This is a genomic window from Scytonema millei VB511283 (assembly GCF_000817735.3).
Classification (GTDB): domain Bacteria; phylum Cyanobacteriota; class Cyanobacteriia; order Cyanobacteriales; family Chroococcidiopsidaceae; genus Chroococcidiopsis; species Chroococcidiopsis millei_B.
The window spans coordinates 1,530,251-1,543,634 of sequence record NZ_JTJC03000001.1; the positions used below are offsets into that span (position 1 = coordinate 1,530,251).

Here is a 13,384-nt window from a genome sequence, read left to right on the forward strand (position 1 = left end):
TCAACTAGATTTCGGCGATCGCCCCAAATATGCATTAATGTCGTTGTACTGGTTCTCTCGCAATATCTATTCGATCTGCAATTTTTTTGCCTCGATAACGGTAGCGCCACATGACGAAGCCAGTAACAAACAGAATTAGGGGTGCAAGTCCGACAAATACGTAAAGAATCCGGCTGGGTAGTCCCCAAAACGTGCCGTAGTGCAAAGGCGTAAAAGATCCGAGGACTGGCGTATCAATAAAATCTAATTCACCCACATTGAGAGCGCGGGCTTTCTGAGTGCCTGGGATGTCGAATATAGCCGGATCTGGAACAGCTCTGTAGCTCTGCGTATCATTGAAACGATTAAATGTAAATTGCAAGCGTTGCTCGTCAGTTATATCTATCCCGACTTTCCCTAAAGCATTGATAGTAGTGCTGTTGCTAGCATCGGAGTCGAAAATCGGAATGCGATCGCCCTCAGCATCAAACCAATCACCAGTGGTTGTCAAGCCAAGATTGAGGATGTAATCAACATTGCCCTCAGCACCAGAAATTCCCTGCTGAAAGTTGTAGCCAAAACTATCTGATGGATGCGTGGTAGAAAAATTAGTCCCAATTTCAGTAGTAGAAGTAAATTCCTCTTGCGGTCTGCGAGTAATGAAGTTAATCACCCCACCACTTGCCCCTTCACCGTAAATCGCAGAAGGACCCCGCACCACTTCAATTCGTTCGAGCGCTCCTGGGTCGATCGTTCTTAAGTCTCTACCAAAGCCTGTAGTAAAGTTACTACTTACAGGCACGCCATCAATCAAAACTAATGGATTGCGTCCCCGCAATGTTGGCGCGTAGTACTGCTGTCTGGGTGGTGTTAGATCAGGAACGAGTTTGCTGAGGATCTCGCCCAAATCTCTACTATTCGCTGTTTGTTTTTCAATTTGTTCGCGGTTAATCACCGTTACGCTACGAGGTACATCTTCGATCTGTTCTTCTGTCTGAGTGGCTGAAACGACTATTTCCTGTTCTTCCCCTTCCGCTGGTGTCTCTGGTTGTGCTGCATTTGGGGTAACTTCTGGTTTTGGCGGTTGAGCTGGAGTTTCTGCTGCTGGAGGAGTTGCCGTTGCTGGCGGTTGAGCCGCAGTTGTTGTAAATGTCGTTGCACTCAAAACCAAACCCTTTTGGCTTTGTCGTACCTGTACTTTCGGTAATTCTGTCTCGCCAGTCACAACAATACGGAGACTATTAGCTCCAGTCTCGCTGACTGTCACGGCTGCAATTCCCTTTACGGGGTTTATTTGTCGTAAATTATTTCTATCTGAAATTTGTAATTGAGTATTGACAAGATTAGCAACAAAAGTTTTGCCAAAACTAGATGTGAAAACTTGCGGCGACTCGTCATCTGTCGTTTTTAAGACAATCTCTGCTCCTGATGCTGTCGGCTGAATTTCTACAGCAGTTACCTTGACTATATCAGCCCTTACTGGCTGTGCTGCAATAGTCACAACAATTCCAGTCAGTCCCACACAACTGACCAAATGCATTTTATTCACACTATGTCCTCACGCAAAGCTACAGTAATTCGATACAGCTCAAGCGCAAGCTACAGGCTGAATTACTGAGTTTTCAATCTATCTTCAACTAGAAAAGTTTGTCATTGTTAATGCGATTTACTAGCATTAAGTTTTAAGTATTTCACAACTGCTGCGAAAACAAGTGTTTTTTTATACAAAAATTCAAGATTGGGCAATTTAAAAGTCTAAAACCGATCGCAATTTGCGATCGGGTTTAAATGCATTATTAGCCTTAGTTCTAGTTGAGGACGAATCGCACTCTTAGCACGACGCGCCTTCCTCTTTTTAGGTCGTTATACTTCCAACGAGTTACCTGCTTGAGAGCTGCCGCATCTAAGTCTGCATCACCACTAGACTGTACTAACTGCGGGTTACTAACATTCCCGTCTCGATCGACAAAGAAAGCAACTTTGGGAGTGCCTTCCACTCCCCGCCTTCTAGCACTGGCTGGATATCTAGGCTCGGGACAACGGCGACAACTGAGAGTGTTGGAACCACTATCACCCGTTTCTCTAGGCTGTCTGACAGTCCTCGGTCCTGCTGCTACAGGAGTTCTGTTAGTATTACTAGGTGCTACAGAGGGTGCTTGAGGATTGCCTCTACCAGTTAAGACTTTTGTTTGTTCTGCCCTATCGCTCCTGAGATTCGATAGTTGACTTCTCAGCTGGGGATTAGGTGTAGCTACTGGAGATGGGGCAGGCGCGGGCGGCGGAGTCACAGCGCGCGGTACGGGCTTGGGTGTAGCCTTAATAACTTTTGGGGGGGGCGACTGGCGTACTACTCGTTGAGGCTGTCTGACTCTAGGCTGTTGTACCCGCCGTGGCTGCGGTTTTGGTTTTGGTGGTTCTGGTTTAGGTTCTGGCTTCTTGACCTCCGGTTTTTTAGGAGGATCGACGATAACAACTTCTATAGGTTTTGGCTGGGTGAAATTCCTTTGCCATAATTTATCAATACCTGCATATAGCAGACCGACATGCAAAGCTATGGAACCAACCAAGCTACAAGCTAAAAGAGTCTTCAGCGATCGCGCTTCTTTCTCTCGCTGCTGGATAGCAATATTATCAGAACCCATAGAAAATAGTTGCCAACAATTTTCATTAACTCTCGTTAGATTATGATGTTACGTTCCCCGTGTCAAGGGGTAATCAGTTGTCAGTGACTAGTGACTAGTGGCTAGTGGCTAGAAAAGATTCTAGTCACTAGCCACCAGCCACCAGCCACTTAACAAATGACCAATTCATTTCAATAAGTCTGCATCGCCTGGTTTTGGTTGAGAAAAGGTTGTTGGTTGTTGGTTGTTGGTTGGTGGTTGTTGGTTAGTGGTGGGAGGTGTGGAGGTTTCGGGAGTAAAGACATTAACTAGACTCTGTACCAAAGCATCCCGTTGCGTGCGATTGAGGCGGTTAATTGCAGCGCGATCGCCTTCTAGGGGATTTTGATGTAAGGTTTTTGCCCCTGAATACGTAGTGTCTTGAATGAGTTCGTTTGCACCTAAATAATCTGCTAGGGTTAATTTCCAATCTAGACGGTAGTTGGGCGCTCGACCTTTGACATAAACGTGATACTCAATTAAGCGGTTGACAAGAGTGCTATCTGAATTAACTTTTCCTGACTCTCTACTAACATATTTATTCTCTAGTGGAAGATTGGGTAGTTGTTTGTAAACTGGCTTCCAAGCGTCGCGGATGTCAGCTGCGGGTGGTTGTTGGGCAATTGCTGGTAAACTCAGAGCGATCGCGATTAAGATCCCCCCAACCCCCCTTAAAAAGGGGGGCTTTGCTTCCTTAGTCTTATAGATCCCTCTCGATCTTCCTTGAAAAGGGGGACTTTGAGTCATATTCTCCCCTTGTTTAATCAGGGGGGCTAGGGAGAATCCAGTTCCCCCCTTTTTAAGGGGGGCGAGGGGGGATCTAAAACGTAAGCTGAATCTCATATTTTTAGAATTCGACAACAACTGGTGTATGGTCGCTAGGCTTAGGTAGCTTCCGTGGTGTGGGATCGATCCAACACGCGATCGCCTGCTGGTACAATTCTGGCGATAAGTATAGATGATCGATCCGCCAACCTAAATTGCGGCGGAATGCTGCGGTGCGGTAGTCCCACCAGCTATAGTGTCCGCCTTCTGCGATAAATTTGCGAAAGGCATCGGCAAACCCTAGTGCTAAAATCTCCCGCAAGGCTTGACGTTCTGGTTCTGATGCCATAATTTGACCTGTCAGCTTGTCTGGATCGTGCAGATCTCGCTCGTCGGGAGCAATATTAAAATCACCGCAAACACACATTGCCGGAGAAACGAGCAATTGCGATCGCAAATATTCCCGCAGGACTTTTAACCACCCTAACTTATAATCATATTTTTCACTACCCACTGCCGCACCATTAGGGACGTAAAGATTAACGATGCGGACGCGATCGAGCGTACCTGTAATAACTCGCTTTTGCTCGTCTAAAGCTACGAGTAACTCAGATTCTACACTACCGCTCTCTACTAACAGTGGTGCAAACCCAGTACTCACGTCTTGTAACGGCTGTTGGCAGAGGATAGCAACGCCGTTATAGGACTTTTGCCCAGAAGTGTATACATAGTAACCTAGATGCTCGAAGGGCGATCGCGGAAAATCTGCATCTACGACTTTGGTTTCTTGTAAACACAGTACATCTACTGGAGTTTGTCTTAACCAATCTATCACCTGCTCTAGGCGGGTACGAACCGAGTTCACATTCCAAGTGGCAATCTTCATGTATTAGGAGTCATAAGGGCAGATTATCCGTGCTGCCTGTAGCTAGTACAAGTATCTCATTGTTAAAATACGCCCGTACAGGAGTCAGGAGAAAAGAAGAATTTAGAATTTACAATTATATTCCCCTGCAAGAGCTTCTCTTGCTTTTCTTAATGACATATCTACTTACCAAAATGCAAATTGTGAATTATATGAATCGTTCATAAGTTAAACATCAATACCAAAATCCAAACATCAATAATTGGTATTCTATAATGATGAGATGAAGAAATCCTGTGGTCGTTTAACACAGTAATCGCGTTTTTTGTATTGTCGATCGCAGTAGTTTCAGTAGTCAGAAATACTTTAGCTTTTTCCTTCTTGCGATAGAAACCACATTTAAATAAAGCAACTACAATATTTATCCAATGTGAGATTAAGAGCTGAAGTAAATAAGTGTTCATTAGGTTTTGGATAGAGCAGAAGACTAATTACTGGGTAGAATTCATCACCATAAAGCCTCGTTGCATTTATTATTTTGTACTTTTCCAAGCCTGCAATGAAGCAAAGCAGCTCATCCAGGCTACATTGAAGACCCTTAGAAGAGCTGCTCTTGCTTTTTTAATTACAAGCCTATTTACTAAAATGGAGAAGATGAATTATATTAATCGTTGTTACCTTAAATATCGATATCAAAAGTTAAATGTCAAAATTTAGTATTGTTTAGCAATTGTCTGAAAAAGTCTGTTGTCTCCTAGCACAAAAGTCACTTTCTTTTGTATTCTCGATTGCAGTAGGCTTAGTAGTTAGAATATCTTTCTGCTTTCCTCCTTCTTACGAAAGAAGCCACACATAAGAACTGAAGTCACTAAAACATTCATTCAATATGAAATTAATAGACCAGATTAAACAAGTATTTGCTGGGTTTAGGGTAGCGCAGGAGACTGATTGGTGGGTAGAAATCATTACAACGAAGCCTCACTGCACCTATTATTTTGGACCTTTCTCAAGCCACGATGAAGCAAAAGCAGCTTATCCAGGCTACGTTGAAGACCTTGATGGCGAAGGCGCGCAAGGAATTGCAATCGTTATCAAGCGCTGCCAACCTACGGAGTTAACCATTTGTGACGAAGAGGAAATACAGGATAACTAGACAGTTGGGAGCCAATCGCTATCGCTACTCAAGGCTCACTTTGTTCCGAATTGAAGTGAGACTTTGAATAATTAAAGGAATGGCACTAATAAATATCAAACTGGATACAAATAAACCAACTGCGCCATCTACCCATAACCAATGCATGAGCCAGATAGCGATCGCTGCTACAATTACGCCGATCGAACTAATTAAATCTGCCAAAATATGCAGAAAAGCACCTCGGACGTTGAGATCGTGATGGCTGCTGTCGTGCAGTAAAAAGACATTAAACCCATTGACTCCCAAACCTACCCCAGCAGTTACCAACATCGGTAAACTGAGGATTTCTGTCGGTGGAGACTGGAGGCGAGAGACAGATTCAATTGCAATCCAAACGGCGATTGCTACCAGTCCCAAACCATTGAGTACAGCGGCGATAGCTTCGATCCGCATATGGGCAAAATTTTCTCCTTTAGCTGCTTGTCGCTGTACAAACCAGGCTGCTAGCAGTGATAAAGCCAAAGCAAAGCTATCTGACAGCAAATGACCGGATTCAGCTTGTAAAGCTAAACTATGACTCCAATAGCCAACACCAAACTCAATTGCGGCAAAACTGGCGATCGCGATGAGTGCCGTCCATAATAATTTAATTTTGCGATCGTAGTTGCTCAGTGTATGACAAGTGCAGCCGTGGATATCATTATGAGAATGACCATGATGAGAATGAGAATTAAGCATAGAGGATTGGCGAACTATAACTTGCGTATAATTTGTGAATTGTAATTTGTGAATTGTAATTTGTAATTAGTAATTCTATGTAGATGAGCTGTAGGGGCATACAGATGTACGTCCCTATGAGTTGACTTTGGCTGGATTTCTGGCTGAATTACTTAGTAGAGAACAACTGCTTGGGGATCGTTCCGTGAATCCCTTTCACAATATCTACTACCTGAGAAACATCAAAATCAATTGCCGCACTACCTAGCATCAGGGCATCTTGTTTTGTCATGCCATACTTCTCATTGGCAATTTGCAAGTATTCTCTGACAGATTTTTTCATGGCTTCATCCAGATCTTTGTCCAATCCGACAGCAATCCAAGCATCCTTTGTTTCTCCCATTGGGGTTGTTAACTTCATATCTTTATGCAAGATGAATTCAAACGTGGGAGTTAAGGAACACTCGATCGCCGTCAAAGCAACTTCACCATTTGCTTGAGCGCAATGGGGATCGCCAGCGTAAAATAGCGCGCCTGGAACTTGTACGGGTAAATACAAGCTCGAACCACGTCCTAGAAGTTTGATGTCCAAATTACCACCATAGTTCCCTGGTGGTACGGAATTTGCAGCATCAGCCAAATTAGCAGGCACGACACCCATTAATCCGATAAAAGGTTTCAACGGGATCTCAATTGGTGGTAGGTTGTTGGCGGGTTGAAAAATGCCCACTTCCCGCTTGGCATCTATGGCGATAACCTTGGAATATATTGGAGCCTTATTTTCAGGGTACTCTCCAGGTAATGCCCCTTTGCCGTGACGATTGGAAATTGCACCATAGGGCGATCGGTAGTTAATGGCTAGGGTCTTAATCTCCAAAACATCGCCTGGTACAGCACCCTCCACGTAAACTGGTCCAGTAATAACGTGAGGACCAGGACCAGTCTTTTTCACTTTGGCTTTAGTTTGTAGCTGATCTGAGAGGATCTGCTGTCGAGATATTGTACTTTTAGGATTTTTGGGAATGCCACCCTGGGCGAAAAACTGAACGGTGTCTCCTTGATCTGGGAGGATACCTTCATGAGATATTGTCTCCATAACCACGCGATCGCCCGATCTGACACGGGCGATGGGCTTGCTATCTGGTTTAAATAATTCTCCCCAAATTACGTTGGCGGGAGTTGAAAGAATTGTTTGCGTCCGTCCGGCGGCGATAACGGGAACTGAGAGCGAAATCGTACTCAACAATAGTATTAACCCTAAAGCCATCGCGATCGCTAGCCGCCCAGAGAGACTCCAACCGCCGATCGCTAGCCGGTCGTTTGCGATCGAGGTAAATATTTTCTGCTTGTTCACTTGCTCCTCACATTCACACTGATTTTGGCAAACTCATTCAGAAACAGGACGATTGACTGCACCAAGTTAAGCACATCGGTTCATCGACTCACTAATGCTAAATCTCTGACGTTTAGCTCGATTTATATTTTGATTGAAAATACGTTCAATTATTTGTAATAAAAGATACACATAGTCAATCTCGACATTTCAAAATGAAAGGGGCGGACAAATGCAATACTTCTCGGTTAGAGTACATAGTCTAGTCAAAATTCCATACGTCAAGCTGATGAAAAAACTTGGATTGCTATCATCCAAGCAGTTGTGACAAATAGAAAAAGCACTTCGTTTGTGGCTGGGTTTGTAGTTTGGCGATCGCAGTGTGACAAATTGCTATAACTATTTAAATGTACTCTCTACAGTTTTCCAGAGAAGAATTTCGATAATCGGGTTTATTTTGGGCTAATTGTATTGGGGAACTCACGCGATCGCGCCTTAATTAAACTGCGATCGCAGGCAGTTTTATTTTGCCTAAATTTCAAATTCAAATGCTAAATCCGCGCTCTATCAGAAATGATATGGAGGTAGACAATACCGCCTTGTGCCTATAATGCCGCTTATCCTTACAATAAGTGCATGTCTGCAATCCTAGGAACTCATCTATCGCTCAAATTGCTGTACGGGTAGTCGAACAACACCTTGGGTAACATCAAGTAATACTGCCCGATCGCCGCATCGTTTTGTCTATACTACAAAAAACTACAAAAACCGCTCTACCCTCGATTATGCTGTATAACTTCAGTACATTTACATTTTTTCAGCTACTAACTGTGTAAAGTCAAGCTATTTCCTAGACAATCGCCCCCGCAACTACCAAGCGCGATCGGCGTGAATTATAAAATTTTTATGTGAATTTTGGCACTACCTGCCTGGACTTCCAGCTATTGTCTAGAACTATAACTTGCATTCAATGGTAGCCACTAATGCTAGATATAAGTTAAAGATGGAAATAGTTTGGTAGGAGAAGCTGAAGCTATGCCCACCCCAGCGATCGCTTTCCGCAGTAGGCACTTGATGCTGACCCAATCCAGTCGTACTAGGAGTGAACTATTGACATCCGACCGATAAATCCTTAATTCTGATTTTTCAGCCGCAGCCGCTATTTTTCCTTTAGGTTCTCATGTCAACTCTCGTTATCGTCGAATCCCCCACCAAAGCACGCACCATCCGTAACTACCTACCAAGGGACTTTCGGGTCGAAGCGTCTATGGGTCACGTGCGCGACCTACCCCAATCAGCCACCGATATTCCCGCCAACGTTAAAGGGGAAAAATGGGCGCAGTTGGGCGTGAATGTGGAAAGTGACTTTGAACCGCTGTACGTGATTCCCAAGGATAAAAAGAAAATTGTCACTCAGCTCAAGGAAGCACTGAAATCTGCTGACGAACTCGTACTGGCGACAGACGAAGACCGAGAGGGCGAAAGCATTAGCTGGCACTTGTTGCAGCTACTCCAGCCAAAAGTTCCGGTCAAGCGGATGGTATTCCACGAAATTACCCAAGACGCAATCCGCAAAGCGCTGAAAGATTGCCGCACTGTTGACGAACAGCTCGTTCGCGCCCAGGAAACGCGCCGAATACTCGATCGCCTGGTAGGTTATACTCTGTCCCCTCTATTGTGGAAAAAAATTGCTAAAGGGCTATCCGCCGGACGGGTACAGTCAGTGGCAGTCAGACTTTTAGTGAACCGCGAACGACAACGCCGCGCTTTCCGTCAAGGGAGTTACTGGGATCTCAAAGCCACCTTGGAGGCGAAAGGTGAATTTGAAGCCAAACTTACCGCGCTAGCTGGTACAAAAGTCGCCAATGGCAGCGATTTTGACCCAGACACAGGGCAGATCGCCGCCGGACGCAATGTGGTTTTACTGAATGAAACCCAAGCCAGGGAACTACTAGAGCGTCTGACGGGCAAACCTTGGACGGTGACAGATTTAGAAGAACGTCCTACGACGCGCAAACCCGCACCACCCTTTACCACCTCTACCCTGCAACAGGAATCTAACCGTAAACTGCGCTTGTCAGCGCGGGACACGATGCGGGTCGCCCAAAACCTCTACGAACAGGGATATATTACCTACATGCGTACCGACTCGGTGCATTTATCCGAGCAGGCGATCGCAGCTGCCCGTAGTTGCGTCGAGCAGATGTATGGCAAAAATTATCTCAGTCCCCAACCGCGCCAGTACTCCACCAAAAGTAAAGGCGCACAGGAAGCCCACGAAGCCATTCGCCCCGCTGGGAGTAGCTTCCGCACGCCCAAGGAAACGGGTTTGAGCGGCAGAGAATTCGACCTGTACGATTTAATCTGGAAGCGCACCGTCGCAACCCAGATGGCAGACTCGCGCCAAACTCAAGTTATCGTGCAATTGCAGGTGGAAGACGCAGGGTTTAGGTCTAGTGGCAAGCGAATTGATTTTCCTGGCTTCTTACGCGCCTACGTGGAGGGTTACGACGACCCAGAAGCAGCATTAGAAGATCGGGAAGTCATTCTACCACCGCTGAAAAAAGGCGATCGCCCCGACTGCAAAAACCTAGAGGCGATCGGTCACGAAACCCAACCCCCTGCGAGATATACGGAAGCTTCCCTCGTCAAAACCCTAGAAAGCGAGGGCATCGGTCGCCCCAGTACCTACGCCAGCATCATCGGCACAATTGTAGACCGAGGCTATGCCCAAATCGTCAGCAACGCCCTCGTTCCTACTTTCACCGCCTTTGCCGTCACTGCCTTGTTAGAACAGCATTTTCCTGACTTGGTAGACCCTAGCTTTACTTCCAAAATGGAGCAAACCTTGGATGATATTGCCACGGGTGAAGCAGCTTGGTTGCCATATCTCCGCAAGTTTTATTCTGGTGATGCGGGATTGGAAACTCTGGTTAAGGCACGGGAAAGCCAAATTGAAGCCAATGTTGCTAGAACAGTCGCCTTTGATGACTTAGAAGCAAAAGTCCGCATCGGTAGCTATGGCCCCTATATCGAAGCACAGAACGGCAGCGATACTGTGACTGCTTCCATTCCTAAAGACTGGACTCCGGCAGATTTAGATGCCGAATTAGTGGAAAAGTTACTCAAACAGAAAACCGAAGGACCCGACAAAGTAGGGATTCACCCTGAAACTGGAGAGCCGATCTATGTCAAAATCGGTCCTCACGGTCCTTACGTGCAACTAGGGGAAAAAACTGAGGATAAGCCCAAACCCAAGCAAGCCTCGTTGCCTAAAGGTGTCACGCCTGATAACCTCACCCTAGAGACAGCTGTTGGTTTGTTGTCTCTACCTCGGCTACTCGGGACTCATCCAGCAACGGGGGGCAAAATTCAAGCTAGTATTGGACCCTATGGTCCCTATGTCGTCCACGACCAAGGTAAGGAAGGCAAAGACTATCGATCGCTCAAATCAACTGACAATGTTTTGACAGTGACTCTAGAACGGGCGCTAGAGATTCTTGCCGAACCCAAGAAAGGACGACGTACCAGCAGCAAATCCAAACCAGCATTACGCGAGTTGGGCGCTCATCCGGGGGACGGAGAACCAGTCAATATCTTCGAGGGTCCCTACGGGCTTTATGTCAAGCACGGTAAGACTAATGTGGGATTACCAGAGGGGCAAAAAGTGGAAGATATGACTTTAGATAAGGCGTTAGAACTATTAGCCTCAAAGGAATCGAGTGCTAAAAAATCGACGACGCGCAAATCTACTAAGGCAAGTGCTAACGGGAATGGTAAAGCTGCAACTACAGCTAAGAAAAAAACCGCTAGCAGTAGCACTCGCAAGACCACGACTGCTTCTAAGTCAAAAACTAAGTCTTCATAGATTCTTAACTAGTTATAAATTCGAGCGTAGAGGTGCAAGAACTTGCGTCTCTATTTTTTTGGGAGATACGGGATACACCCGTATTTATACGGTCGTCGATCGCAATTCCTAGAAGTTGAAATAAAAATGCATAGCTATAGCTATCAGTGCGATCGCGACTCCCATAAATTGGTTTCTAACATGAAGATTCGTCAAAAGTTAACCATAGGTTTTGTCGGGACTTCTTTATTAGTAGGCTCGATCGGTTGTCTAGCATTGGTTGTCGATAAAAATATTCACAATCGTATAGATCGAATCCAGAAAAAATATATTTATGAATTCGAGTTTTCTGGTCGGGCGATCGCTGACATACAAGCGGTGAATGTAGCAACGCATAAACTTTCAATTGGAGAAATACATATATATAGTAGAGGAGAAGTCGTTGCACTAATTGAATCTAAATTAAACAAGATAGAAAATAATATAGATGATAGAATTCAGAAAAACGATCCGGTATTAATAACAAGTTTTGAAACCGACCTTACGAGGGAAGAGTCTGAAAAAAGTTATCAAAGTCTTAAATTATTAAAAGCAAATTTTTTCAGATACAAAACTCTTGTCACGCAATATTTACAGCTCCTATCAACTAATGAGTGGGATGCAAAGCAGCTTTTGGCAGATAAATTAGAATGGTATGTAGAAAAAAGCTTATTGCCCGCGATCGAGGAATACAGGCAGCGTGCTGAAAATAGCTTATCAACTGAAGTTAGAGAAACCGAAAAAATGTTTCTCATGGGGGAGCGTGCGATCGTCTCCTCAACTTTAGCTGCTGTCATAACTGCCATTGTTGTAGGTTATTTCATTTCTCGTTCTATTCTCAAACCAATCGATAAGCTAAAAGCAGCAGCTACTCAGGTTGGAGAAGGTCATTTAGAAACTAGGGTGGCGATCGATTCTCACGATGAACTCGGAGTTTTAGCTGATGCTTTTAATCACATGATATTAGGTTTATCTAGAACAACAGTATCTCAAATCTATTTAGATAAAATTCTCAGTTCAATGTCAGATTTACTGATTGTAACTAATCCAGAACGCATTGTTACTAAGGTAAATCAAGCAACACTCAATTTACTAGGGTTTTCAGAAAGCGAATTACTCGGTAAATCGATCGATTTTTTTCTCAGCCAAAACACAAACTTGAGTGTTTATACATTAGCCGATCGCGGGTTAAATCTCAATCTTGAAACCTACCTATTAACAGCCGAAGGTAGAGCGATTCCAGTATCTTTTAGTTCTTCTGCTATTGTGGACGAACAGGGTAACAAGCAGGGGTTCGTTTGTGTAGCGCGAGATATCACTGAAAAGCAAAGAATAGAAGCGGCAATGTTACAAGTCAGAATCGCTGAAGCTGCCAAAGCAGAAACCGATCGAGCTTTGCAACAAGAAAAGCATTTGAATGAGATGAAAAGCAAATTTATCTCTATAGCTTCTCATGAATTTCGCACACCATTAACCACAATTCTATCTTCGACAGAGTTAGTACGAGATTACGGCTATAAATGGACGGAAGAGCGCAAAAACCAACATTTTCAGAGAATTGCTAATTCTGTAAAACATATGACCGGACTCTTAAATGATGTACTTTTAATTGGTAAAGCAGAAGCTGGAAAAATTGAATTCGATCCCCACTCGATTGATGTCGTCAGCTTTTGTCAAGAACTCATAGAGGAAATAGAAATAATTGCCAAAAACCATAAGGTCTTATTTCATTGCAAGCGTCAGTATATCCATGCTTGTATGGATGAAAAGCTCCTGCGACACATTTTTAGTAATTTGCTCTCAAATGCAATCAAATATTCTCCTAAGAGGGTGTTTGAAAAGTGGGTTGGGTAGTAAAAAAGCTCACTCGGTGTAAGCTGCGAATAACTAGTACACAGCACCGAGAGAGCGACATGAGTAAAGCTTATCCCAGCAACTTGACTCTTGCCCAATATGAATTTCTGAGTGACATGATTCCAGAGCCTAAACTAGGTGGTCGTCCCCGTACAGTCAATATGTGGGAGATTTTCAACGCAATTTTCTA

The 13,384-nt window shown here is 44.4% G+C and carries 10 protein-coding genes; 4 read left to right on the forward strand and 6 right to left on the reverse strand.

Going from position 1 to position 13,384, the window contains the following annotated elements; genetic code table 11:
* Window positions 1-34 precede the first annotated feature (34 nt).
* From QH73_RS06775 to xth, 4 genes are all read right to left on the reverse strand, one after another.
* Window positions 35-1,519, reverse strand: a complete 1,485-nt coding sequence (locus QH73_RS06775; RefSeq protein WP_052290062.1) for a TonB-dependent receptor plug domain-containing protein — start codon at window positions 1,517-1,519, stop codon at window positions 35-37.
* A gap of 268 nt (window positions 1,520-1,787) precedes the next feature.
* Window positions 1,788-2,621 carry an energy transducer TonB gene (locus QH73_RS06780; protein ID WP_039715718.1) on the reverse strand — a complete coding sequence of 278 codons (834 nt, stop codon included), beginning with the start codon at window positions 2,619-2,621 and terminating at the stop codon, window positions 1,788-1,790.
* 165 nt (window positions 2,622-2,786) lie between these two features.
* The gene (locus QH73_RS06785) at window positions 2,787-3,386 is read right to left on the reverse strand and encodes a hypothetical protein (RefSeq protein ID WP_201277965.1); all 600 of its coding nucleotides are present in this window, start codon (window positions 3,384-3,386) and stop codon (window positions 2,787-2,789) included.
* A gap of 100 nt (window positions 3,387-3,486) precedes the next feature.
* Window positions 3,487-4,290 carry an exodeoxyribonuclease III gene (xth, locus tag QH73_RS06790; protein WP_039715719.1) on the reverse strand — a complete coding sequence of 268 codons (804 nt, stop codon included), beginning with the start codon at window positions 4,288-4,290 and terminating at the stop codon, window positions 3,487-3,489.
* 865 nt (window positions 4,291-5,155) lie between these two features.
* Between xth and QH73_RS06800 the strand changes: the two genes are divergently transcribed.
* Window positions 5,156-5,422 (forward strand): DUF1816 domain-containing protein, encoded by a 267-nt coding sequence (locus QH73_RS06800; protein ID WP_039715722.1) that lies wholly within the window; start codon window positions 5,156-5,158, stop codon window positions 5,420-5,422.
* A gap of 24 nt (window positions 5,423-5,446) precedes the next feature.
* Here the strand turns inward: QH73_RS06800 and QH73_RS06805 are convergent, their stop codons facing one another.
* On the reverse strand, window positions 5,447-6,142 hold the full coding sequence (locus QH73_RS06805; RefSeq protein WP_039715723.1) for a cation diffusion facilitator family transporter: 696 nt from the start codon (window positions 6,140-6,142) through the stop codon (window positions 5,447-5,449).
* A gap of 148 nt (window positions 6,143-6,290) precedes the next feature.
* Window positions 6,291-7,475 (reverse strand): acetamidase/formamidase family protein, encoded by a 1,185-nt coding sequence (locus QH73_RS06810; RefSeq protein ID WP_039715724.1) that lies wholly within the window; start codon window positions 7,473-7,475, stop codon window positions 6,291-6,293.
* Window positions 7,476-8,634: 1,159 nt separating this feature from the next.
* Between QH73_RS06810 and topA the strand changes: the two genes are divergently transcribed.
* The 3 genes from topA to QH73_RS06825 form a co-directional block, all read left to right on the forward strand.
* On the forward strand, window positions 8,635-11,322 hold the full coding sequence (gene topA, locus QH73_RS06815) for a type I DNA topoisomerase (RefSeq protein WP_039715725.1): 2,688 nt from the start codon (window positions 8,635-8,637) through the stop codon (window positions 11,320-11,322).
* A gap of 126 nt (window positions 11,323-11,448) precedes the next feature.
* On the forward strand, window positions 11,449-13,194 hold the full coding sequence (locus tag QH73_RS06820) for a sensor histidine kinase (RefSeq protein ID WP_132866713.1): 1,746 nt from the start codon (window positions 11,449-11,451) through the stop codon (window positions 13,192-13,194).
* A 59-nt stretch (window positions 13,195-13,253) separates the two neighbouring features.
* Window positions 13,254-13,384 (forward strand): transposase (locus QH73_RS06825; RefSeq protein WP_165587617.1); only part of this gene is annotated, 131 nt, incomplete at its 3' end.